The 24,281-nt window shown below is 69.0% G+C and carries 21 protein-coding genes; 13 read left to right on the top strand and 8 right to left on the bottom strand.

Annotation, left to right across the window (positions count from 1 at the left end):
• Positions 1–39 precede the first annotated feature (39 nt).
• On the bottom strand, positions 40–993 hold the full coding sequence (locus HEP73_RS00565; RefSeq protein WP_179570442.1) for a TerC family protein: 954 nt from the start codon (positions 991–993) through the stop codon (positions 40–42).
• A gap of 256 nt (positions 994–1,249) precedes the next feature.
• Here HEP73_RS00565 and HEP73_RS00570 point away from each other — a divergent pair, with 256 nt between their 5' ends.
• The 12 genes from HEP73_RS00570 (at position 1,250) to HEP73_RS00625 (ending at position 15,933) form a co-directional block, all read left to right on the top strand.
• Entirely contained in the window at positions 1,250–2,431 is a 1,182-nt protein-coding gene (locus tag HEP73_RS00570; protein WP_185821726.1) for a class I SAM-dependent rRNA methyltransferase, read from the top strand.
• A gap of 740 nt (positions 2,432–3,171) precedes the next feature.
• Complete coding sequence (locus HEP73_RS00575; protein ID WP_185821727.1) at positions 3,172–6,339, top strand: TonB-dependent receptor; 3,168 nt, start codon at positions 3,172–3,174, stop codon at positions 6,337–6,339.
• Between the two features lie 137 nt (positions 6,340–6,476).
• Positions 6,477–7,241 carry a SapC family protein gene (locus HEP73_RS00580; protein WP_185814733.1) on the top strand — a complete coding sequence of 255 codons (765 nt, stop codon included), beginning with the start codon at positions 6,477–6,479 and terminating at the stop codon, positions 7,239–7,241.
• 5 nt (positions 7,242–7,246) lie between these two features.
• Positions 7,247–8,266: a cupin-like domain-containing protein gene (locus tag HEP73_RS00585; RefSeq protein WP_185821728.1), complete on the top strand. Its 1,020-nt coding sequence runs from the start codon at positions 7,247–7,249 to the stop codon at positions 8,264–8,266.
• Between the two features lie 69 nt (positions 8,267–8,335).
• The gene (locus HEP73_RS00590) at positions 8,336–9,859 is read left to right on the top strand and encodes a tryptophan halogenase family protein (RefSeq protein WP_185821729.1); all 1,524 of its coding nucleotides are present in this window, start codon (positions 8,336–8,338) and stop codon (positions 9,857–9,859) included.
• A 281-nt stretch (positions 9,860–10,140) separates the two neighbouring features.
• A complete protein-coding gene (locus HEP73_RS00595; protein ID WP_185821730.1) occupies positions 10,141–10,596 on the top strand; it encodes a hypothetical protein in 456 nt (151 codons plus the stop codon).
• A 145-nt stretch (positions 10,597–10,741) separates the two neighbouring features.
• Complete coding sequence (locus HEP73_RS00600) at positions 10,742–11,998, top strand: dipeptidase (protein ID WP_185821731.1); 1,257 nt, start codon at positions 10,742–10,744, stop codon at positions 11,996–11,998.
• Between the two features lie 138 nt (positions 11,999–12,136).
• Entirely contained in the window at positions 12,137–13,288 is a 1,152-nt protein-coding gene (locus HEP73_RS00605) for a glycerate kinase (RefSeq protein WP_185821732.1), read from the top strand.
• Positions 13,289–13,520: 232 nt separating this feature from the next.
• Entirely contained in the window at positions 13,521–13,925 is a 405-nt protein-coding gene (locus HEP73_RS00610) for a DUF2628 domain-containing protein (protein WP_185814739.1), read from the top strand.
• Positions 13,926–14,052: 127 nt separating this feature from the next.
• Positions 14,053–15,264 carry an MFS transporter gene (locus tag HEP73_RS00615; RefSeq protein WP_185821733.1) on the top strand — a complete coding sequence of 404 codons (1,212 nt, stop codon included), beginning with the start codon at positions 14,053–14,055 and terminating at the stop codon, positions 15,262–15,264.
• 109 nt (positions 15,265–15,373) lie between these two features.
• The gene (locus tag HEP73_RS00620; RefSeq protein ID WP_185821734.1) at positions 15,374–15,652 is read left to right on the top strand and encodes an antitoxin of toxin-antitoxin stability system; all 279 of its coding nucleotides are present in this window, start codon (positions 15,374–15,376) and stop codon (positions 15,650–15,652) included.
• Positions 15,649–15,933, top strand: a complete 285-nt coding sequence (locus tag HEP73_RS00625; protein WP_185821735.1) for a type II toxin-antitoxin system RelE/ParE family toxin — start codon at positions 15,649–15,651, stop codon at positions 15,931–15,933. Before HEP73_RS00620 ends, HEP73_RS00625 begins: the two co-directional genes overlap by 4 nt.
• Before the next feature lie 260 nt (positions 15,934–16,193).
• Here HEP73_RS00625 and HEP73_RS00630 read toward each other — a convergent pair whose 3' ends face one another.
• The 7 genes from HEP73_RS00630 to HEP73_RS00660 all read right to left on the bottom strand — a co-directional run bounded on the left by HEP73_RS00630 (position 16,194) and on the right by HEP73_RS00660 (position 22,479).
• On the bottom strand, positions 16,194–16,913 hold the full coding sequence (locus HEP73_RS00630; protein WP_185821736.1) for a DUF6882 domain-containing protein: 720 nt from the start codon (positions 16,911–16,913) through the stop codon (positions 16,194–16,196).
• Positions 16,910–18,337 (bottom strand): amino acid permease, encoded by a 1,428-nt coding sequence (locus tag HEP73_RS00635; protein WP_185821737.1) that lies wholly within the window; start codon positions 18,335–18,337, stop codon positions 16,910–16,912. Before HEP73_RS00635 ends, HEP73_RS00630 begins: the two co-directional genes overlap by 4 nt.
• Positions 18,338–18,483: 146 nt before the next feature.
• Entirely contained in the window at positions 18,484–19,107 is a 624-nt protein-coding gene (locus HEP73_RS00640; RefSeq protein ID WP_185821738.1) for a response regulator transcription factor, read from the bottom strand.
• Entirely contained in the window at positions 19,104–20,177 is a 1,074-nt protein-coding gene (locus HEP73_RS00645) for a sensor histidine kinase (protein ID WP_458309702.1), read from the bottom strand. The genes HEP73_RS00640 and HEP73_RS00645 overlap by 4 nt, the downstream gene beginning before the upstream one ends.
• A gap of 43 nt (positions 20,178–20,220) precedes the next feature.
• A complete protein-coding gene (locus tag HEP73_RS00650; RefSeq protein ID WP_185821740.1) occupies positions 20,221–20,949 on the bottom strand; it encodes an MgtC/SapB family protein in 729 nt (242 codons plus the stop codon).
• Entirely contained in the window at positions 20,949–21,377 is a 429-nt protein-coding gene (locus HEP73_RS00655) for a hypothetical protein (RefSeq protein WP_185821741.1), read from the bottom strand. The genes HEP73_RS00650 and HEP73_RS00655 overlap by 1 nt, the downstream gene beginning before the upstream one ends.
• A 478-nt stretch (positions 21,378–21,855) precedes the next feature.
• Positions 21,856–22,479: a glutathione S-transferase family protein gene (locus tag HEP73_RS00660; protein ID WP_185823234.1), complete on the bottom strand. Its 624-nt coding sequence runs from the start codon at positions 22,477–22,479 to the stop codon at positions 21,856–21,858.
• Positions 22,480–22,627: 148 nt separating this feature from the next.
• Here HEP73_RS00660 and rmuC point away from each other — a divergent pair, with 148 nt between their 5' ends.
• Positions 22,628–24,220 carry a DNA recombination protein RmuC gene (gene rmuC / locus HEP73_RS00665; RefSeq protein ID WP_185821742.1) on the top strand — a complete coding sequence of 531 codons (1,593 nt, stop codon included), beginning with the start codon at positions 22,628–22,630 and terminating at the stop codon, positions 24,218–24,220.
• Positions 24,221–24,281 lie beyond the last annotated feature (61 nt).

Below are 24,281 nucleotides of genomic sequence, written 5' to 3' on the forward strand. Positions count from 1 at the left end.
GGCCGCGGCCGCGGGACAATCCCGCGGCCGCGGCGCGCCTCAGTGCGCCGGCTTGGCCGGGCGCAGCAGGCTCAGCGCCACCGTCGCGCCGATGATCAGCGCCACCGCCAGCAGCGAGACCAGCACCGGGATCTTGTACAGGTCGATGATCAGCATCTTGGTGCCGATGAACACCAGCACGATCGCCAGCCCGTATGGCAGCAGGTGGAAGCGGTCGGCCATGCCCGCCAGCAGGAAGAACATCGCGCGCAGGCCCAGCACCGCGAACACGTTGGAGGTCAGCACCAGGAACGGATCGGTGGTGATCGCGAAGATCGCCGGGATGCTGTCCACCGCGAAGATCACGTCGGTGATGGCGATCAGCATCAGCACCGCGAACAGCGGCGTGTACCAGCGCTTGCCTTCCTGGGTCACGCTCAGCGCGTTGCCGTGGTACTGCGGGGTCAGGCGCAGGTGCTTGCGCATGAAGCGCAGCACCGGGTTGGCTTCCAGATCCGGCTCCTTGCCCGCGGAGAACCACATCTTGATGCCGGTCAGCAGCAGGAACGCGCCGAACACGTACAGCAGCCAGTGGAACTTGGTCAGCAGCACCGAGCCGGCGAAGATCATGATCGCGCGCAGCACGATCGCGCCGAGCACGCCGATCACCAGCACGCGCTGGCGTTGCTCCTCCGGCACCGCGAAGTAGCTCATGATCATCAGGAACACGAAGATGTTGTCGACCGCCAGCGACTTCTCCACCAGGTAGCCGGTCAGGAACTCCAGCCCGTACTGGTTGCCGGTGGCCACGTCGATGGTCTCGCGCAGGTACCACCACAGCCCGGCATTGAACGCCAGCGCCAGCCCGATCCAGCCCAGGCTCCACCACAGCGCTTCCTTGAAGGTGACCTTGTGCGGACCGCCGTGGCGCATCAGCACCAGATCCGCCAGCAGCGCCGCGATCACCACGATCGCGAAACCGCTCCACAACCACACGTTGCCTATCGTTTGCATGGGGAATTCCCGTCAGTGAAGGTTGAACCTCGGGCCGCGGCGGCGAGGCGTCCTGGACGGAAACGATGGGGTTCGTTCCAGGGAATGCCTTCGCCACTGCGGCGAAGGTCTCGCTCGCAGCCGATGGTCTGGCTGCCGTTGCACCGGAGCCTGCTGGCTCGAATTGACGGCGACAACGTTGGGAGCTACTCCCCTTCTGCGCCCATTCTTGCGGCTGGCGGCGGTGGCGTCAATCGGGGCGGATACAATGGCGTTCATGAATACTCCCCTGCCCGTAGTCCGCCTCAAGAACGCCTGGCGCTCCAGCCATCCGTGGATCTTCCAGAAACTGGTCGAAAAACCCGCCGCCAAGCCCAAGCCGGGCAGCCTCGTCGACGTGGTCGGGGTGGACGGGGAGTGGATCGGCCGCGGTTTCTACAATGGCCATTCGCGCATCGCCGTGCGCATCCTCGAGATCGATCGCGAGGTGCCGGTGGACGAAGCCTGGTTCGCCGGCAAGATCGCCGAGGCGGTGTCGCTGCGCCGCGACGTGCTCAAGCTGGACGCGGTGTCCGACGCCTGGCGCGTGGTGCATGCCGAAGGCGACGGCCTGTCCGGGCTGGTGGTGGACCGCTATGGCGATCTGCTGGTGGTGGAGTTCTTCAGCGCCGGCATGTTCCGCTACCGCGACTGGATCTACGCCGCGCTGCGCACCCAGTTCCCCGGCGCGCGCTTCTATAGCTTCGCCGAGGAGCACGTGCAGAAGCAGGAGAGCTTCGACTATCGCCCGGTATCCAGCAGCGGCGAGCGCCCGGAGCCGGCGATCATCAGCGAATACGGCGTGCGTTTCCGTGCCGATCCGGCCGGCGCGCACAAGACCGGCTTCTTCGCCGACCAGCGCGAGAACCGGCAGTGGCTGAGCCAGCAGGTGGCCGGCAAGCGCGTGCTCGACCTGTGCTGCAACACCGGCGGCTTCGCCGTCTACGCCAAGGTGCGCGGCGCCGAGGAGGTGGTCGGCGTGGACATCGACGAGGACGTGATCGAGATCGCCAAGGGCAACGCCAAGCTCAACGACGTGCGGCTCAAGTTCGTGCAGGCCGACATCTTCCCGTACCTGCGCGATGCCGCGGTGCGCGGCGACCGCTACGACGTGGTGATCCTGGACCCGGCCAAGATGACCCGCGACCGCGACCAGGTGATCCCGGCGCTGAAGAAATACCTGGACATGAACAAGTTGGCGTTGGGCGTGGTCGCGCCCGGCGGCCTGTTCGCCACGTTCTCCTGCACCGGCCTGGTCGCCGAGCAGGAGTTCCTGGACATGCTGCGCCGCGCCGCGTATTTCTCCGGCCGCACGATCCAGATCCTGAAGGTGGCCGGCGCCGGCGCCGACCACCCGTTCATGGCCCACGTGCAGGAATCGCGTTATCTGAAAGCGGTGTTCTGCCGCGTGCTGAACTGAGCCGCCGCGGCGCGCCGGCGCTGGCCGCGCGCCGCGAGATCGCGTTACCACGGACACGCCGGGCGGGCTGCCGACGCCGCGCTGGCGCTGCTGCGGGCTGACCAACGCCCGCACAGTCGCGTGCGCCGGGTCGGACACGTATTCATGCCACTGCGCTTACCGCAGTGCATCTCATCCATCACGTCATCCCGCTTCGGCGACGCGCTGCAAGCACACGCCTGCGGCGCGCATCAACATGCGCAACGGCAACGGCATTCGCCCATCGCACACCGCGCGAATTGCGCAACGTCGACACTGATAACGCTTACATCGTGGTCTGCATCCCAGCGGATGTACGCATAACGTAGCTTTGTTGCGCCGCACGGTGACAAACGCCGGCACACGGGATTAGGTTTGCGCCGTCGGGTGATAGCGCTATCACTCTCGGCCAGGTGCCGGGAAATGCGGTTGTCGCGTCACCCGCCGCGGCGCCAGCGCCGCACGGCTTTCGATTCGGGTTCGTATCGGCATTCGCTGTAGCGGGCGGCTTGGTCAGCGTCTGGGTTGGAAACGGGTGTGCGATGGCACCCGGCGCCCTTCGGGGGAAGGCGCGATCCATCCATCGATCGAGAAGTAGGGGATCACATGCAGGCATGCAGCGATGCGTGTCACGTACCAGGGACCGCTTCGACGTCGGCATTCGCCGCGTCGTACGCCGCAGACGGCGTTGCCCGTCCGACTCCAGCACCGAGGACATTCTGATGCGTCAGCAGTTGAAGAAGTTCCGCTCCAAGGCCATGTTCACCTTCGTCGGCGGGGTGCTGGTGATCAATCCGGCGTTCGCCCAGCAGGCGCCGCAGACCCAGGCGCAGGCCCAGACCAGCCAGCAGCAGTCCTCTGCCGATGCGACCACGCTGGACACGGTCAGCGTCACCGGCATCCGCAACAGCCTCAACCAGTCGATGGGGATCAAGCGCGACAACGCCGGCGTGGTCGATGCGATCAGCGCCGAGGACATCGGCAAGTTTCCCGACACCAACCTGGCCGAGTCGCTGCAGCGCATCACCGGCATCTCGATCGAGCGCCGCGACGGCGAAGGCGCGCAGGTCACCGCGCGCGGCTTCGGCCCGCAGTTCAATGCGGTCACCCTCAACGGCCGGGTGATTCCCGGCGCCGACGCGTTCGGTGCGCCGGGCGCGGTCCCGATCGGCGGCGTGGACGGCGGCACCCGCGCGTTCAACTTCGCCCAGCTCGCTTCCGAGGCGATCACCGGCCTGGAGGTGTACAAGACCAGCCGCGCCAATGCGCCCAGCGGCGGCATCGGCGCCACCATCAACATCGTCACCGACCGTCCGTTCAACCACACCGGCCTGGTCGCCAGCGCCGGCGCCAAGGCCGCGTACGACGACTCGCAGCCGTTCGACAACAAGGTCACGCCGGAAGTGTCCGGCATCTTCAGCTACACCAACCCGGACAAGACCTGGGGCATCGGCCTGAGCGGCAGCTACCAGAAGCGCCGCGGCGGTTCGGTGCAGGCGACCGAGAACGGCTGGAACATCCAGCGCTGGACCGGGACCGATCCGGCGCTGCGCCCGGACGCCAACGTGCAGAACGCGCCGGCGATCGGCCAGCTCTACGGCATGCCCAACGACCTGCGCTACGCTTTCGCCGATTTCGAGCGCGAGCGGCTCAACGGCCAGGCGGTGGTGCAGTTCGCGCCGACCGACAGCCTGACCCTGACCCTGGACTACACCTACTCGAGCAACGAGATCCGCGAGGACCGCGGCGAGCAGGGCATCTGGCTGCAGCGCGCCAACAGCTTCACCGACCTGGTGTTCGACACCGGGCAGGCGGTGGCCACGCCGGTGTACCTGCGCGACGTGCCCAACGGCGCCAAGGACTTCGGCATGGAGCAGCAGCGCAACATGCAGAAGTACAAGCTCGGCTCGCTGGGCTTCAATGCCGACTGGCAGGCCACCGACCGCCTGCGCCTGACCTTCGATGCGCACAACTCCAAGACCCAGAGCCTGCCCAACGATCCGGTCACCGGCGGCAGCGCCACCTATTTCAGCTATGCCGGCACCAACAACTGCACCGCCGGCACGCAATGCGGCGGCCAGTGGGCGCAGGAACTGTTCTTCAACAACGGCCTGCCGATCGGTGCGCGCACCTGGTACCCGACCGCGGCCGATTCGGTCGCCGGGACCAACGGCCTGCTCAACCAGGACTTCTCCCCGGCCGAAATCGGCTCGCAGGTGCTGCGCATCTATTACCAGAGCCAGGTGACGGAGGTGAAGGAAGGGCGCGTCGACGGCCAGTTCGACTTCGACAACGGCCGCTTCCAGTTCGGCGTGGACAGCGCCAAGACCACGATGCACCGGCGCATCAGCGACACCAATTCGACGCTGGGCGACTGGAGCGTGGCCAATGCCGGCAACGAGCCGGGCATGATCGATCTGCTGCAGCCGGTCAGCATCACCGGCATGTTCAACGACTTCAACGCCTCCGGCGCCGCGCCGAATGCCTGGCGCGGCAACGCCGACCAGTTGGCGCAATGGGCGAGCAGCGCGTACGGCGCGACCACGCGCTACAACCCGCAGTTCAGTTCTGACAACCAGGTCGAGGAGAAGACCCGCGCCGCCTACATGCAGCTGGAGTTCGACGGCGAGCTCGGCGGCATGACCACCAATACCCGCATCGGCGTGCGCTACGAGAAGACCGACGTGGTCTCCACCTCGCAGGTGGCGCTGCCGACCGCGCTGGAATGGCAGGCCAACAACGATTTCCGGCTGCTGCGCTCCGCCGAACTGCAACCGTTCAGCGAAAAGCACAGCTACAGCCACGTCCTGCCGAACCTGGATTTCAGCATCAACCTCACCGATGCGCTGAAAGCCAGGGCGTCGTTCGGGCAGAGCATCGCGCGCGCGCCCTACACCAACCTGATCGCCGGGCCGACCCCGGGCACGCCGTCCGGCTCGATCCTGGTCAACCCCTCCACGCGCGCGGACGGCTCTTCGGAGAACCCGAGCCTGGATCCGCTGGAATCGAACAACCTGGACCTGGCGCTGGAGTGGTACTTCGCCGACGCCAGCTACGTGTCGCTGACGTTCTGGGACAAGCGCGTGTCCAACTTCATCGGCACCAGCGTCACCCGCGAAAACCTGTACGGCCTGCGTGATCCCACTTCCGGACCGGACGCGCAAGCGGCGCTGGCGTTCCTGCAGAGCGCGGCCTGCGCGGCGCAGGTCGGTGCCGCCGGCAACGACGTGGCGGGGGCCTGCTCGGCCAACGACACCTCGCTGTTCTCGGCGGTGGCGATGCTGCGCAACGCCGCGGCCACCGGTGGGCTGGGCGCCTACAACGGCAGCTCGGCGCAGACCCTGGCGCTGGAAAACGCCTACGACCTGGTCGGCGAGGCGGACGATCCGCTGTACGAGTTCGACGTGTCGCGCCCGATCAACCAGAACAAGGCCAAGATCCACGGCTGGGAACTCGGTGGTCAGTACTTCCTGGGCGATACCGGCCTCGGCGTCTACGCCAACTACACCATCGTCAAGGGCGACGTCGGTTTCGACAACACGGTGCTGGACCGCGACCAGTTCGCGCTGCTCGGCCTCAGCGATACCGCCAACGTCATGCTGATGTACGAGAAGTACGGATGGAGCGCGCGCCTGGCCTGGAACTGGCGCGACGAATACCTGATCGCGGCCAACCAGAACGGGGCCAGCCGCAATCCGTACTACGTCGAGCCGTACCAGCAGCTGGACCTGAGCGTGAGCTACGCCATCACCGACAACCTGTCGATCGGCTTCGAGGCGATCAACCTCACCAGCGAGGACGTGCGTTGGCACGGCCGCTCGGAGAAGCAGGTGATCAAGGTGATCGACCAGAGTCCGCGCTATACCCTGGGCGTGCGCTACAACTTCTGAGTCCGGCAGGCCGCGCGCGGCGATGGCCGCGTGCGGCAACGGCGCCCACGCCGCAGCGCGTCTTGCGGGCGCGGCGCTTTGCTGCAATGGTCGCGTGGCGTCCCACCCAGTTCCGCCACCGATCCGCTGGAGTCCAGATGGCCCGATACGAATTGCTCAACAACGTGGCCCACCAGGACCTGCGGGTGATCCTGCGTTTCGGCCCGGAGTTCGGCGACGCCGCCGGCGTGGTGCAGGCATTCCCGACCGAATACGCCGAGTTGCAGCGCGAATATCCGATCCTGCTGCGCAAGGACCCGGACGGCGGCGGTTTCCAGTCGGTGGCGCTGCTGGGCTTCGAGCAGCAGGAAAACCTGTTCCTGCAGGACGCGCGCTGGAATGCGGCATACCTGCCGGGCATCGTCGCCAAGGGGCCGTTCCTGATCGGGTTCCAGGAGCAGCAGGAGGATGGCGTGCTGCGCCGCGAACCGGTGATCCACGTCGATCTGGATCATCCGCGGGTGAGTTTCGACGAAGGCGAACGGGTGTTCCTGCCGCAGGGCGGGAACAGTCCGTATCTGGAGCACATCATCACCGTGCTGCGCGGCATCCGCGACGGCGTGGAAGGCGGCGACGCCATGTTCGCCGCCTTCGATGCGTTGGGCCTGATCCAGCCGCTGCGCATCGACGTGCAGCTCGGGCAGGCGCACAACGTGCATCTGGCCGGGCTGTACGGCATCGACCGCGAACGGCTGGCGGCGCTGGATGCGCCGTCGCTGCATGGGCTGCACCGCGCCGGTTATCTGGAAGGGGTCTATCTGCTGCTGGCGTCGCTGCACAACATGCGCCGGCTGATGGCCGAGAAGCAGCGCCGCCTGCAGCATGTCGGCGTGGACGCGGTCGCCTCCGGGCAGGCCGCCTGAGCGACGTGGACGCGTTGGCGGCGATTGCCGAGCGCAACGATTGCCGGGCCGGCGCATTGCCGCTGGCCGACCTGCTCGCCGCCGGCGAACCGGTGGTGCTGCGTGGCGTGGCGCGCGACTGGGCGCTGGTCCAGGCCGGCCTGCGCGACACCCGCGAGGCGATGGACCTGTTGCGCGGGCACAGCAACGGCCGCGCGCTGCAATATTCCTACGGCGCGCCGGAGATCGCCGGCCGGCCGTTCTACAACGACGACTTCACCGCGTTGAACTTCGAAGTGCGGCGCAGCGACCTGCACGGCCTGCTGGAAGCGATCGCCACGCACCTGGACGATCCGTGGCCGCCGGCCTACTACCTGGCCTCGCTGCCGGTGGACGACAGCCTGCCGGGATTCCGCGACGGCAACGATGTGGACTTCGCCGCCCATGGCCTGCAGGTGCGGCCGAGCATCTGGATCGGCAACCGCATCACCGCGTCCTGCCACTACGACGCGCCGAACAACCTGGCCTGCTGCGCGGTCGGCCGGCGCCGCTTCACCGTGTTCCCGCCGGAGCAGATCGGCAATCTCTATCCCGGCCCGCTGGAGCCGACCCCGGGCGGGCAGGCGATCAGCGTGGTGGATTTCGCCGCGCCCGACGTCGCGCGCTACCCGCGCTTTGCCGAGGCGCTGGCGCACGGCCGCAGCGCGGTGCTGGAACCGGGCGATGCGCTGTTCCTGCCCAGCCTGTGGTGGCATCACGTGGAAGGGCTGGAGCCGTTCAACGTGCTGGTCAACTACTGGTGGAGCAGCGCGCCGGCCCATCTGCCGGCACCGATGCAGGCGCTGTATCACGCGCTGTGGGCGATCCGCGACCGGCCCGAGGCGGAAAAGGAGGCGTGGCGCGCCATCTTCGACTACTACGTGTTCGGCCCGGCCGAGCGCGCCGGCGCGCACCTGCCGGCGCCGGCGCGGCAACTGCTCGGGCCGATCGACGACATGCAGGCGCGGCAGCTGCGCGCGATGCTGCTGGCCAAGCTCAACCGCTGACCGCGGCCCCATCCAAGGCTGCGCGCCGCCGCGCGCGCCACCATTCATCACTGCAGGAGAGACGACGCAATGGCCCAGATACGCAAGGTGGTGATCGCGGGCGGCGGCACGGCGGGCTGGATCGCCGCCTGCGCGCTGGCGCACCAGTTCCGCGACCTGCTGGACATCACCCTGATCGAATCCGAGCAGATCGGCACGGTCGGCGTCGGCGAATCCACGGTGCCGCCGATTCGCAGCTTCCACCGTTTCCTGCAGATCGACGAGCAGGAATTCCTGCGCGCGGTGGCCGGCACCTTCAAGCTCTCCATTTCCTTCGAGAACTGGCCACGGCACGGCGAGCGCTACATCCACCCGTTCGGCCTCACCGGACAAAGCACTTTGGTTTGCGCGTTCCACCATTTCTGGCTGGAGGCGCAGCGGCGCGGCATGGTCTCCGAACTGGGCGACTACTGCCTGGAAACCGTGGCCTCGCGCGTGGACCGGTTCGCGCTGCAGCAGTCGCCGCCGGTCAACTACGCCTATCACCTCGATGCCGGGTTGTACGCGCGGCTGCTGCGCCGTCACGCCGAGCGCCACGGCCTCAAGCGCGTGGAAGGCAAGATCCAGCGGGTGCGGCAGCACGCCGAGAGCGGATTCGTCGAGGCGCTGCTGCTGGAAGACGGCACGCTGGTCGAAGGCGACCTGTTCATCGACTGCACCGGGTTCCGCGGCCTGTTGATCGAGCAGACCCTGCACACCGGCTACGAAGACTGGAAGCAGTGGCTGCCATGCGATCGCGCGGTGGCGGTACAGACCGAAGCGGTGGCGGCGCCGGTGCCGTACACCCGGGCCATCGCCCACGCCGCGGGCTGGCGCTGGCATATCCCGCTGCAGCACCGCGTCGGCTGCGGGCTGGTGTTTTCCAGCGCGCATCTGTCCGACGACGAAGCGCGCGCCAAGTTGCTGCACGACGCCGCCGCGCCGCCGATCAAGGATCCGTGGCTGGTGCCGTTCCGCACCGGCCGCCGGCTCAAGGCCTGGAACAAGAACGTGGTTTCTTTGGGCCTGGCCAGCGGCTTCATCGAACCGCTGGAATCGACCAGCATCCACCTGACCATCGCCGCGGTGATGCGGCTGATCACGCTGTTCCCCACCGACGGCATCGCGCCGTCCATGGCCGACCTCTACAACGACGTCAGCCGCGCCGAGATGGAACACGTGCGCGATTTCATCATCCTGCACTACCACGCCAACCAGCGCGACGAACCGATGTGGCGGGCCTGCCGCGAGATGACGTTGCCCGATTCGCTGCAGCAGCGGCTGCGCGCCTGGCGCGAGCGCGCGCATGCCTGGCAGGGCAGCGACGAACTGTTCCGGGTGGATTCGTGGATCCACGTGCTGCTCGGCCAGGGCATCGTGCCGGCGCAGCACCACCTGCTGGCGCGTGCGCTGCCGGACCAGCAACTGCAGCACTTCCTCGACACGATCCGCCAGCCCATCGACCGCGCGGTGGCGCAGATGCCGTCGCAGCAGGATTTCATCGCGCGTTATTGCCAGGCCGGGCCGGAGGTCTGGGCGGGGCGGGCCCCTGTTGCGGCGCCGGCGTCGGCATGACGCGGAGTGGAGTGCGTAGCGGCGCGCAGGTCGCGCCGATCGCGTCACGCAAGCGCGGGATCGATCGGTAGCGCCGTAAGCGTTGCGCGGCCTTTCCACGCAATGCACTCGCGCTCTGCCGCAGACTGGTGTGTCCGACCCGCGGGCGCTACGCTTTCCCGGCGCGCGGCAGGGCGGCAGGGTTTGGAGTCCCTGTCCACGCATTGTTCCCCTGCGGCGATCCCTGGGAAGCTACCGTGCACATGCCAACGACAACCGCTTGTCCCGATCCGGCGTCGCCGTTGCGCTACCCGTCCGGCTATCCGCCGACCAGCGCGCGCGAGCGCTTCTTCATCGGCGTCAGGTGGCTCGGCCCGGACCTGTCGTTCTTCGGGCGACTCCGCGCCCAGCAGAAGGCGCGCAGCGCCGCATTGCTGGATCTGTGGGGCGGCGGTGCGCGGCAGCGGGCGGCGCGCGTGATCGGCGCGATCCTGGCGCGGCGCCTGCGCTGGCCCGGTCCCTGTTTCCTGCCCGAGGACGCGTTCGCCGTCGTCTGCGGCGGACCGCGCTTCGGTACGCTCGACATCGACTACGACGTCGAGGACGCTATCGGCGAAATAGAGGAGCAGCTCGGGATCGCGATGCCTGCCTGTTTCTGGGAGGGGACGGCGACGCAGACCCTGGGCGAGGTGGTCGATGCGCTGCTGGCGGCGGGGGCACTGCATGGCGAAGCATGCACGCCGCATGCATCCGGCTGACCGGCATCGCTCGCAGCAGCCCGGACCGATCTGGCCGAGCGGCGGGCGCCACCACCCCGATGCGCGCACCTACCCGCCGTGGCGGGTCGCGGCAGGCGCGGCATGGCTATCATCGAATCGTCGCCCTGTTCGAGAGTTCCTGCGCATGAAACTGCACGCCCTGGGTCTTTCCGTATCGTTGGCGCTGGCCGCGGCGTTGCCGGCGCATGCCGTCGACTTCACCAAGGCGGAACTGGCACGCGCCACCGCGCTTCAGCAGCGCCTGCTGACGCTGGATTCGCATCTGGATACGCCGGCCAATTTCGAGCGCGGCGATTTCGACATGATGGCTGCGCACGCCGGCAATCGCCTGGCGCAGGTGGACTATCCGCGCATGGTGGACGGCGCGCTGGACGGCGGCTTCTGGGCGATCTACACCGGCCAGGGCGACCGCAGTAAGCAAGCGCACCTGGACGATCGCGACGCCGGGCTGCAGCGCCTGATGGCGATCCACGCGCTGCTCGCGGCCTATCCAAAGCAGTTCGGCTTGGCCACCACGCCGGCCGATGCGGCGCGGATCAAGGCCGCCGGCAAGCGCGTGGTGTACCTGAGCATGGAGAACGCCAGCCCGCTGGTCGCCGATCCCACGCTGTTGCGCTTCTACTACGCGCAAGGCCTGCGGTTGATGAGCACGGCGCATTTCCTCAACAACGAGTTCGCCGATTCGGCCACCGATCCGAAGGGACCGGAATGGCAAGGCTTGAGTCCCGCCGGGCGGGAGCTGGTGCAGCAGGCGCAGAAGCTCGGCATCGTCATCGACCAGTCGCATGCCTCCGATGCGGTGTTCGACCAGCTGATCGCGCTGTCGCCGGTGCCGATCCTGCTTTCGCACAGCGGCGCGCGCGCGGTGCATGCGCATCCGCGCAACATCGACGATGCGCGGCTGAAGGTGCTGGCGGCGCACGGCGGGGTGATCCAGATGAATTCCTACGGCGGCTACCTGATCGACAACGGTGCCGGCCCCGAGCGCAAGGCCGCCGAGGAAGCATTGATCGCCAAATACGGCGGCTGGGAGCATCTGCAGCTGGCCGACGGGCTCAAGCTCGGCGAAGAGATGAAGGCGCTGGACGCCAAGTATCCGGTGCGGCAGGCGACGCTGGAAGACTTCTTCGCGCACCTGGACCACGTGCTGGCGCTGATCGGCCCAGAGCACGTGGGCATCGGCATGGACTGGGATGGCGGTGGCGGCGTGGTCGGCATGGAGGACGTAACCGACCTGCCCAAGATCACCGCCTGGTTGCTGCGCAAGGGCTACAGCGAGCAGCAGATCGCCGCCATCTGGGGCGGCAACGTGCTGCGGGTGATGCAGCAGGCGCAGGACTGGGCGGCGGCGCAGGCGCGCGCCGGGTCTACTGGGACCTAGGCAGGCGGCCGGTTCGCGCGATCGCCCCTGGTGGTGGCGCTCGCCGATGACCGAAGACCGGCTCAGGCCCGGCATCGGCATACGCAGTGCCGCACGCGCCGAACCGGCGCCGTCGCATCGGCTAGCATCGGGGCGACCATGAAGATCGTCATCGCCCCGGATTCGTTCAAGGAAAGCCTGTCGGCGCTGGAGGCGGCCACGCAGATCGAGGCGGGGTTTCGCGAAGTGTTTCCGACGTGGACCTACGTCAAGGTGCCGGTCGCCGACGGCGGCGAGGGCACGGTCGCGGCGCTGGTCGCGGCCACCGGCGGTCGCGTCGTCGGCCGCACGGTGACCGGGCCGCTGGGCGCGCCGGTCGAAGCCTTCTTCGGCATCACCGGCGATGGCCGCACCGCCATCGTCGAAATGGCCGCGGCGAGTGGGCTGGCGCTGGTGTCGCAGGCGCGGCGCGACCCGCTCGCCGCCACCAGCTACGGCGTCGGCGAGCTGCTCCTGGCGGCGCTGGATGCCGGCGCGCGCAAGCTCATCGTCGGTGTCGGAGGCAGCGCCAGCAACGACGGCGGCGCCGGCATGGCGCAGGCGCTGGGCGTGCGCCTGCTCGACCCGCAGGGCCATGCGCTGGACGCCGGCGTGGGCGGTGGCGCGCTGGCGAGGCTGGCGCGGATCGATGCCAGCCGCCTGGATCCGCGCTTGCGGCAGTGTGCGATCGAGGTCGCCTGCGATGTCGACAATCCGCTGACCGGGCCGGCGGGTGCTTCGGCGGTGTTCGGGCCGCAGAAGGGCGCCACCCCGGCGCTGGTCGCCCAGCTCGACGCCAACCTGCAGCACTACGCCACGGTGATCGAAACCGACCTCGGTATCGCGCTCGCCGCGTTGCCCGGTGGCGGGGCCGGCGGCGGTCTGGGCGCCGCGCTGGTCGCGTTTCTGGGCGCGCAGCTGCGCCCGGGCGCGGACATCGTCGCCGAGGCGCTGGGGCTGGACGCGCTGGTGGCCGATGCCGACCTGGTGATCACCGGCGAGGGCCGCCTCGACCGCCAGAGCGTCCACGGCAAGACCCCGCTCGGTGTGGCCCGTATCGCCAAACGCCACGGCAAGCCGGTGGTCGCGATCGCCGGCGGGCTGGGGGCCGGCGCCGAGCTTCTGCATGCGCACGGCATCGACGCGATGTTCGGCGCGGTGCAGCGCGCCTGCACGCTGGAGCAGGCGCTGGCCGAGGCCGCGGTGAACCTGCGCCTGACGGCCAGGAACGTGGCCGAGGCGATCAGGATCGGGCGCGGCCTGGGACGCTGATTGGAGCTTGGCGTCGCGCGCGCCAGCGGCGCATGCATGCGGCGTCTGCGGCGTTCGCAGGCCGAGTTCCTGACGCCTACCGGCCCGGTATCGATCCGGTGCCTGGCTCCTATGCAGCCCACTGCATCGACGGAGCATGCGCACCAGATTGGTGCCAATCTGGGCCGCGTATGGTGCGCAGCAGCCTATTCAGCTACAATGAAAACGATTACATAAAAGGAATTGCGTCTCCATGAGTACCCAGAACCTCCCCGAGCGCGCGCCGCTCAGCCCGAAGTGGCAGTTCCGCTTCGACTTCTTCGATCGCCATGGCGGGCCGGCCTCGCCCGGCTTCAAGCCGGCGTTCAAGGCGCTGCCGTCGTTCGGTGACCGCCTGAAGATCAACATGAACTTCTTCGCGTTCTTCTTCGGCTGGATCTACTTCTTCATCCTCGGCCTGTGGCGCAAGGCGATCGTGCTGATCGGCATCTCGCTGCTGATCGGTGTGCTGTCGTTCTTCCTGCCGCGAATGGTCGTCAACGGCCTGGGCGTGGCGTATTCGGTGCTGGTCGGCATGATCGCCAACTACGCCTACTACCTGGAAGTGAAGAAGGGCAGCACCAGCTGGAACCCCTTCGAAGGCATGCGCTGGTGGTAAGCGGTCTGTAGCCGGGACCGGGGACTCGGGACTCGGGACTCGGAAAGCGGCGCCGCGGCGCTTTGCCTTATGCTTTTGCTCTTCCGGGTCCCCAGTCCCGAGTCCCGAGTCCCGGCTTCAGGTTCCCATGTCCCCACACGCTTCCCAGGCCGATGCGGCACCCGCCGGCCTGTCCTCCGGCCTGATCGCGCTGTTCGCCGCCGCTTGCGGCCTGGCGGTGGCCAACATCTATTTCTCGCAACCGCTGATCGGCATCATCGCGCCGGAACTGCGCCTGCATGCGGGCCTGGCCGGGCTGATCGTGGCGCTGACCCAGCTCGGCTACGGCGCCGGCCTGTTGTTGCTGGTGCCGCTGGCCGACGTGGCCGAGAACCGGCGCCTGGCGATCCTGCTGCTGGGCGGGGTGGTACTGGGCCTGCTCGGCATCGGCCTGTCGCAGTCGGCGGCCGGTTTCCTGATCGGCTCGTTCGTGGTCGGCGTGTGTGCGGTAGCCACGCAGATCCTGGTGCCGTTCGCCTCGCACCTGGCGCCGGAGGCCAGCCGCGGCCGCGTGGTCGGCACGGTGATGGGCGGGCTGCTGGCCGGGATCATGCTGGCGCGGCCGTTCTCCAGTTTCGTCGCCGCCAGCCTGGGCTGGCGCGCGGTGTTCTTCCTGTCCGCGGGCATGATGCTGCTGCTGATGGCGGTGCTGCGCTGGCGCCTGCCGCAGCGCCGGCCCGCGCAGCGCGCGTCCTACGCAGCGGTGCTGGCCTCGCTGCCACGCCTGTATGCCGCCACGCCGCTGCTGCGCCGGCGCGCGTTCTACCAGGGCATGATGTTCGCCGCGTTCAACGTGTTCTGGACCGGCTCGCCGCTGCTGCTGGCGCAGTCCTTCGGCATGGACCAGCGGCACATCGCGCTGTTCGCGCTGGCCGGCGCCGCCGGCGCCCTGGTCGCGCCGCTGGCCGGGCGCATGGCCGACCGCGGCTGGACCCGCCCGGCCACCGGCTGGGCGCTGGCCGCCGCGGCATTGTCGTTCGGCATCGGTGCCTGGGCCGCGCACGCGCATGCGCTGCTGTGGCTGGTGGTCGCCGCGCTGGTGCTGGATGCGGCGGTGCAGGTGTGCCAGGTGCTGAGCCTGCGCAGCATCTACATGCTGGCCCCGGAGCAGCGCGGCCGCCTCAACGGCCTGTTCATGACCTCAGTGTTCGTGTGCGGCGCCACCGGTTCGTTGCTGGCCGCGGCGGTCTTCGCCTATGCCGGCTGGCCGGGGCTGTCGTTGCTGGGTGCCGGCTTCGGCGCGGCGGCGCTGCTGTTCTACTTCAGCGAATTTCGGCGGGCGGTGGTGGCGGCGCGTTGAGCGCCCACAGCCATGACGCTCGCTGACCGGCCGTCTGTTTGCTCGGTCGTGACGGCCGCGGTAATGACCAGGTATATACTTTTTCAGTACCTCGGGCCGGAGACCCGCCATGTCGAAACAAGCCGTGTTCACCATGAAGCTTGAGTCCGAATTGCGCGACGAATTCGTCGCCGAGGCCGAGGCGGTGCATCGGCCGGCGTCGCAGGTGCTGCGTGAACTGATGCGTGAGTTCGTGCAACGCCAGCGCGAATCGCGCGAGCACGAGGCGTTCCTGCGCAGCAAGGTGGAGGCCGGTCGCAGATCGATGCAGGCGGGACAGGGGCGACCGAACGACGAGGTCGAGGCTGAGTTCGCCGCGCGACGGGCGGGCGTGACGCGCAACGGATGAAGGTCGTCTGGACGCCAGAGGCACAGCAGGATCGTGTCGATATCTGGGAGTATGTTGCGGCCGATAACCAAGGGGCGGCCGTTCGCTTGGACGAATTATTCAGCGAGGGGGCGCTTACCTTGGAGCGGTACGCCATGCTCGGTCGACCCGGAAGAATCGCCGGCACCCGCGAGCTGATCCCGCATGAGCACTATTGCCTGGTCTACGAAATAGACGGCGAAACGGTGTGGATACTGGCCTTGATCCACACCGCGCGCCTGTGGCCACCCGTACGGGATTGAGGCAGGGATTGGGGCGGGCGGGCGTAGCCTCGTGCGCCCAAACTCGATGAGACGCTTTCGCGCCGGACCCTCACCCCAACCCCTCTCCCGGTGGGAGAGGGGCTAGCGGCTGTGCCCTTCTCCCATCGGGAGAAGGTGGCCCGCAGGGCCGGATGAGGGTACGGGCGCAGCCTCGTGTACCCAAACTCCGCGAGACGCTTCGCGCCGGACCCTCACCCCAACCCCTCTGCCGAGGGGAGAGGGGCTATGCGTGGCGGTCGTTACTTTTTCCAGAACTGCCACTTCGGTGCCGGCTTGCTCGCCGCCGCCGTGGGGGTTTGCTGCGGCGCCAGGGTGCCTTGCAATTGGGTCAACCGATCCAGCGCATCGAAGCCAAGCGTGATCCGGCTGCCGCTGCGCGTGGCCACCGTCTGCTCGGATTCGCGCTGCAGCGCATAGCCCTGGTCGTCGAGGAAGCCCTCGGTCATCGCGCGGTGGTCGAGCGGGAACTGCGCGACCAATTGTCCGAGCAGACTGAGCACGCGCGGGTCGTCGCAAGGCGCGAACACCGTGGCCGGAACGTCGTCGACCAGGAAGAACAGCGCGCCGCCGCGGTACGGGCCGCGGTAGTAGCAGCGCGCGCTCAGCGCGGCGGCGAGCAGGGCCAGCGTGTGGCCGTCGTCTTCGAGCGGCAGCGAGGCCGTGGCCAGTTCGGCCGGACCATCGCGCTCGCCACGCTCGCGCAGCGCGTTTGCCGCGACCAGCAGATGCTCCGGCAGGTTGCTGGCGGTGTTGGCCCAGGCCCACAGCCAGCTGGCGCTGTCCTCGGCGGCGCTGCCCAGCAATTGCACCGGGAAGTGCAGGTCGTCGCCGAAGTGCGCAACGCCTTCGGCCAGATCCAGGCGCCAGCCGCGTTCGCCGAGCAGGTCGGCCAGCGCCATCTGCCGGGCGAAGGCGCTGCCGATGTGGCGCGCCAGCAGGGTCTGGAAGGACGGCGTCACTGCTGCGTTTCCCCGCGCCGCAGCAGGCTGTGGCGCCGCCCGTACAGCAGATAGGCGACCACGCCGATCGCGTTCCACAGCGCGAACCATTTCTGCGTGGTGTGCGGCAGGCTCCAGAACAGGTACAGGCAGCCGCCGATCGCCAGCGGTGCGACCACCCACGCCAGCGGCGTGCGGAACTTGCGCTCGCGGCCGGGCTCGCGCACGCGCAGCACCAGCAGGCAGGCGGCGACCGCGATGAACGCGGCCAGGGTGCCGGCGTTGGCCAGCGCGGCGATCTCGTCCAGCCGCGCCACGCCGGCCAGCGCCGCCACCAGGATCGCGGTGAACAGCGTGGTCGCCACCGGTGTGCCGGTGCGCGCGCTGACCTTGGACAGGCCGCGCGGCAGCAGCCCGTCGCGCGACATCACGAAGAAGATCCGGCTCTGCCCGTACAGGAACGCCAGCAGTACCGTCGGCAATGCGATCACCGCGGCCGCGGCGATCAGCGTCGCCGCCTTGCCCTGGCCGAGTTCGCGCAGGATCAGCGCCAGCGGTTCGGCGCTCTGGCCGAATACGGTGTAGCTCATTGCGCCGACCGCGGACAACGCCACGAGCACGTAGATCAGGGTGCAGCCGACCATCGAGCCGAGGATGCCGATCGCCAGGTCGCGCTCGGGCTTCTTGGTTTCCTCTGCCGCGGTGGAGATCGCGTCGAAGCCGTAGAAGGCGAAGAAGATGATCGCCGCGGCGGCCATCACCCCGCGCTCGACGCCATCGGCGCCCATCGACTTGGCGAAGCCGAACGGCATGAACGGCTCCATCCGCGCGCTGTCGAAATGCGGCAACGCGATCACCACGAACACGGTCAGGGCGACGATCTTCACCGCCACCAGCACCGCGTTGACCGTCGCGCTGGCCTGGGTGCCCAGCATCAGCATGCCGGCGACGACGAAGGTGATCAGCACCGCCGGCATGTTGACGAAGCCGCCCGGCACATGCGGCCCGGCGGTCAGCCACTGCGGCAGGTCCACGCCCACGCCCTTGAGGAAGCCGACCGCATAGCCCGACCACCCCACCGCCACCGTGCTGACCACCAGCGAGTACTCCAGGATCAGGCTCCAGCCGACCACCCAGGCGATGCTTTCGCCGAGCGCGATGTAGCTGTAGGTGTAGGCGCTGCCGGCGGCCGGCATCATCGTCGCCATCTCCGCGTAGGCCAGCGCGGCGCAGGCGCAGATCGCCCCGGCCACCGCGAACGACACCAGCACCGCGGGCCCGGCCTTGTCGGCGCCGACCCCGATCAGGGTGTAGATGCCGGTGCCGACGATCGCGCCGATGCCCAGCGCCACCAGGTGCGGCCAGCTCAGCGTGGGCACCAGCCGGCGCCCGGCTTCGTGGACGGTGACCAGATCGAGCGACTTGCGCCGGAACAGGAACGACATGCGGGCCTCGGGGAGCGACAGGACAAGCCCGCGAGTGTCGCCGAATGCGGTGCAGCAATGCTATGCCCGGCCGCCCTTGTCAGCCGGCGGGGCTGCGGCGAAGGAGGACGCCATCGCGACGCGCGGCAACGTCGCCGTCGCGCTCGCTACAACCCGATCCGCTCGGCCAGCCGCACCAGTTCGGCGAGCGACCCGGCTTTCATCTTGCGCATCGCCTGGCCGCGCCGCACCTTGACCGTGATCTCGCTGAGCTGCAGCCGCGCGGCGACCTGCTTGTTCAACAACCCCTGCACCACCAGCCGGGTCACCTCCTGCTCGCCCGCGGTCAGCGTCGCCCAGCGGTCGCGCAGTTCGGCGAGCGCAGCCTCGCGCTGGCGGCGCTCGCGGTCGCGGGCGATGCCGTGCTGGATCGCGTCGAGCAGGTCCTGGTCGCGGAACGGCTTGGTCAGGAATTCGATCGCGCCGTTCTTCATCGCTTCCACGCTCATCGCGATGTCGCCGTGGCCGGTGATGAAGATGGTCGGCAGGTTCAGCCCGGCCTCCAACAGCTGCCGGTGGAATTCCATGCCGCTCTGCCCGGGCATGCGGATGTCCAGCACCATGCAGCTGGGTACGTCGGCCAGGTCGTGCAGCAGGAACTCGCGGCTGGACCCAAACGCGTGCACGTGCAGGTCCACCGAGGCGAACAGGTCTTCCAGCGCGGCGCGGATCGAGGCGTCGTCGTCGATCAGATACACCACCGGGCGCTGTTCGGGAAGCGGCAGGTTCATGGGCGTGCTCCTGGTTTTGCGATCGGCAGGCAGACGCCGAACACCGCGCCGCACGGACTGCGCGGCGCGGCCCAGATGCGCCCGCCGCTGGCTTCGACGATGCTGCGGCTGATGCTCAGGCCGATCCCGATGCCGTCGGGCTTGGTGGTCCAGAACGCGTCGAACAGGCGCGCCTGCGTCTCGGTCGACAGGCCGACGCCGGCATCGGCCACGGTCAGCCGCAGCGACCCCGCATCCTCCTGCGCGGTGCCGACCCAGATCGACCGCGCATCGGCCGGCGTGTGCGCCATCGCTTCCATCGCGTTCAACAACAGATTCACCACCACCTGCTGGATCTGCACCCGATCGGCCAGCACCGGCGGCAGCGCCGGCGCCAGTTCCATCCGCACCGCGATGGCGTTGCGCTCCAGCTCGCCGCGCGACAGCGCCAGCACGTCCAGCACCGCGGCGTTGAGGTCGAACGCGCTCTTGCGCGGCGCCTCGCCCTTGCTGAGGCTGCGGATGCGCGCGATCACCTCGCTGGCGCGGTTGGCGTCGTCGAGGATCCGCTGCAACGCCGCCTGCGCCCGCTCCAGGTTCGGCGGCTGCTGGCCCAGCCAGCGCTGGCAAGCATTGCCGCTGGTGACGATCGCGGCCAGCGGCTGGTTGACCTCGTGCGCGATGGAGGCGGTCAGGCTGCCCAGGCTGCGCGCGCGCGCCAGACGCAGCAGTTGCGCCTGCGCTTCATGCGCGGCCGCCTTGGCGCGTTCCATCTGCACCGCGATGGACGTGGTCACCGCCACCACCGCGATGCTGATGGCCGAGTTGATCACGCCCACCCGGTACGCGCCGGCGGAGCTGAGCTGGAAGCTGAGCACGATCAGCACGATGCAGGCGCCGGCGAGCAGCAGCATGCCCGCGCGGGTGAGCAACCGCACCGCGAACAGGATCACCACCGTGTAGAACAACGCGGCGGCCACCCCGTAATCGGTCAGCGTATCGGCAGCGAAGATCGCGCCCAGCGCCAGCAGCAGCGCCGCCAGCGCGAGCAGGCGGCGATGCGGCGAGAGCGAAGTGAAGCAGCGGGTCATCGGCGTCATGGCGGTGGGCGAATGCTGGTGCGGGGCCGAGCGATCAGCCTTCGGCCCCGGCGTTCCAGAACGCCTGTTGTACACCGGGTTCGCCTTCCAGGTGCTGGATCACCGTATCCAGCTCTTCGGCGTGCACCGCGGTCGCGTACAGCGTCGCGGCGATCTCCACGTCGTGCTGGCCGAACGGATGCTGGTCCACCTCGCGCGCCGGGTAGTGGGCGGCTTCCAGCAGCTCGATCAGCCGCTCGCGCACCGCACCGTGCACGCCGCGGGCGCAGATCACGTAGAACACGTAGGTCGCCTCGATCGAGGATTCCTCCAGCGGCCGGCGGTTGATCCGGTTCACCACCGGGCGCAGCAAGGTGTTGCTGAGCAGCACGAACACCGCCGCCAGTACCGCCTCGGCGACCAGCCCGGCGCCGGCGCAGGCGCCGACCGCGCCCGACCCCCACAGCGTGGCCGCGGTGTTCAGGCCGGTGACATTGGCGCCTTCCTTCATGATCGCGCCGGCACCGAGGAAGCCGATGCCGGAGACCACGTAGGCCACCACCTGCACCGCGCCCTGGGTGCCGCCATGGATCTCGAACAGGCGGTCGCCGAGCGAGACGAAGATGGCCGCGCCGACCGCGACCAGGGTGTTGGTGCGCAGGCCGGCGGTGCGCTGCCGCACCTGCCGCTCGAAGCCGATGACCGCGCCCAGCGCGAAGGCGGTGGACAGGCTCACCAGGGTGTCGAGCAGCGAGGCGAGATTGAACAGGCGCAGCGCTTCCATCAGCGCGGCGACCGGTGGCGGAGCGGATGGGTCATCGCAATGCCTGCGGATATGTCGGGCGACAGGGACCGGGCATGATGCGGCAGATGCGTGGCAATCGCGCGTCTCAGCGCCGCCGCCGAATCCGACCACCAGCCCAGCGCCCGCTGCCGCCAGCCCGGCAGCGCCGCCATGGCGGGACCGGGCTGGCGCAGGCGCCGCCGCGCCGACCGCGACAGACGCACCAGTACGCGGATGCGGTCCTCGCCCGGCAGCAGCGACAGCGCATCGGCGAGCACGCGCGCGGGGAAGCCGGACAGGGCCTTGGCGAACGCGCGCACGCCATGCGCGGCGAGCAGCTGGCACAGGATGTCGGCGCGGTGCATGGCCACCGCCGCGCGCAGGGCGCGGTGCAGGGCGCGTTGGAAACGGGACGTATACAGCAGCATGAAAACCTCCTTCCGGCGCGCTGCCGGAAGGAACGCCTCACCCTTGCGGATGGGCGGACGTCTCTGCGGCGGGACCGGGCAAGCGTGAAAAGGACAGCGCAGGCGGGAGCGTGGCGATGGCGCCGCGCGGATGCGGGTCGGGGTCCATGGCGGTCTCCTGATGAGGGCGGAACGTGCGCGGTTGCGGCGCCGGCGACGGACGCAGGCCTCGCGGGCGTGGACGCAGCGGCGGCGTCGGCGCTGCGGCAAGACATGGCATCCGCACGCCGTCAACGCGGGCGGCAGTGGGGATGCACGGGGTCTTGCCGCGGTGCCCGGGATGCAGCTTCGCGACGCGGCAAAGCTTGGCATACGTGGCCTGGCGCCGGCCACCGCGCATGCGGCGCTTTTTCATGGCCATGCGCATCGCCGGCCTATACCAACGTATCGCCGCGGGCAAAGCCAGTACCTGCTGCGGCGCGCGCTGCGCCAAGAGCGGCTACGGGATGCCGTTGCGTCCGTGCGCCAGAAAGCCCGGGCGTGCCGACAGGCGTTCGTAGTACGCGGCCACCGCCGGCAGCGGCGGCCGCGCCATCGGCGTGGCCATCCAGCGCTGGGTGGACAGGCCGAGCACGATGTCGGCCACGGTGAAGTCCGCGCCCGCCGCGTAGGCGCCGGTGCGCTGCAGCTGCGCGTCGAGGATGCCCATGTGCCGATGCCAGCCGGCCATGCCCTGCGCCAGCGCCTGCGCATCGCGATGCGCGGGGCTGTCGCGGACCAGCGCCATGAACGCGTAGCGCCATGCGTTGTTGAGTTCGGTGGCCTGCCAGTCCATCCACTGCTCGACTGTTGCCCGCGCCTGCGGCGCGGTCGGCAGCAGGTCCGCGCGCTGCTGGCGCGCCGCCAGGTAGCGGCAGATGCTGTTGGATTCCCACAGTACGAAGTCGCCATCGCGCAGCACCGGTACCATTGCGTTCGGGTTCAACGCGCGGAATTCCGGCGTGTCCACCTCAGCGAAGCCGGCGCCGTAGGGCAGCTGCTCGATCGCCAGGTCCAGTTCCGCGCACAGCCACAGCACCTTGCGTACGTTGATCGAAGAAGATTTGCCGTACAGGGTGAGCATCGAATCCGGGCCGGGTGCGGGCGAAGCAGCGTGCACCGGCGCGGGTGCCGGCGCAAGACGGCCGTGTCGGCGGCTGTGTGCCGGCCCCGGCTGCGGATGTGTGCCTGCGCGGCGCAGCGCCTGAGACGCGGCCGGCTACACTGGCGGCATGCAAACCGATTCCCATTTCCTGATCCTGGCCGGCCTGCTGTGCGCCGTCATCGTGCTGCTGCTGGTGGTGCTGCTGCGCCGAACCGACCACACGGCGCTGGAGCAGGTCCTGCGCGAAGAACAGCGCAGCGGCCGCGGCGAACTGCGCGAGCAGCTCGACAGCCTCGCGCGGCAGCAGGACGCGCGCAGCGAAGGCTTCGCCCGTCATCTGTCCGACCTGTCCACCCGCACCGACCAGCGCCTGGACCTGCTGCGCGAAGCGTTGACCGAGGACGCGCGGCGCGGCCGGGTCGAGGCCGGCGAGGCGCAGCAACGCGTCGCCGAACTGCTCAACCAGCGCCTGGTCGAAATGCGCAGCCAGCTCGACGCGTTCGGCCAGCAGCAGGACGCGCGCATGCTGCAGTTCGGCCAGCAGCAGAGCGAGCTGATCGCGCGCATCGACGCGCACCTGACCGGGCTGCGCGAGACCCTGGTCGAAGACGCGCGCAAGAGCCGCGTGGAAGGCGCCGAGTCGCAGCAGCGCTTCGCCGACACGCTCGGCCAGCGCCTCAACGAACTGATCCAGCGCAACGAGCAGCGCATCGGCGAGATGCGCAGCACCCTGGAAGAGCGCTTGAAGGAACTGCAGGCCGACAACGCTGCCAAGCTCGAGCAGATGCGCGGCACCGTCGACGAGAAGTTGCAGACCACCCTCAACACGCGCCTGGACGCCTCGTTCAAGCTGGTCTCCGAGCGGCTCGAGCAGGTCCAGCGCGGGCTGGGCGAGATGCAGCAGCTGGCCACCGGCGTCGGCGATCTCAAGCGCGTGCTGAGCAACGTCAAGAACCGCGGCGGCTGGGGCGAAGTGCAGCTGGAGAACATCCTCGAGCAGACCCTGACCCAGGAGCAGTACGCGCGCAGCGTGCGGGTGCGCCCGGAGCGCAACGAGGCGGTCGACTTCGCGGTGCGCTTGCCCGGCCGCGGCCACGAGGACACGCCGGTGTGGCTGCCGATCGATGCCAAGTTCCCGCGCGAGGACTACGAGCGGCTGCTCGACGCGCAGGAACAGGGCGATGCGGAGCAGGTGCTGGCGATGGGTGCGCAGCTGGAGCGCGCGATCCGGGTGCAGGCCAAGTCGATCAGCGACAAGTACATCGCGCCGCCGCACACCACCGATTTCGCGGTGATGTTCCTGCCCACCGAAGGCCTGTACGCCGAGACGCTACGCCGGCCCGGCCTGGCCGACCTGCTGCAGCGCGAGCACCGCATCGTCATCGCCGGCCCCACCACCGTCACCGCGCTGCTCAACAGCCTGCAGATGGGCTTCCGCACCCTGGCCATCGAGAAGCGCTCCAGCGAAGTGTGGGGCGTGCTGGCCGCGGTCAAGAGCGAGTTCGGCAAGTTCGCCGGCATTCTGGAAAGGGCCGAGAAGCAGATCGGCACCGTCGGTAAAAGCCTGGGCGATGCCAGCCGCAAGACCCGCACCATCGAACGCCGCCTGCGCGGAGTGGAGACGCTGGCCGATGCGCAGTTCACCCCGCTGCTCGATCTCGAGTTGCCCATCGCCGATGCCGATACGGACGAAGATCCGGCACGCGACGAGCAGGAATAGGCGGCACGGCGCACCGTGCGCCTCGCTGCGCCAGGCGTCGAGGCTGGCCGGTACGCAGCTC

It is taken from the genome of Xanthomonas sp. GW (assembly GCF_014236815.1).
Lineage (GTDB): Bacteria > Pseudomonadota > Gammaproteobacteria > Xanthomonadales > Xanthomonadaceae > Xanthomonas_A.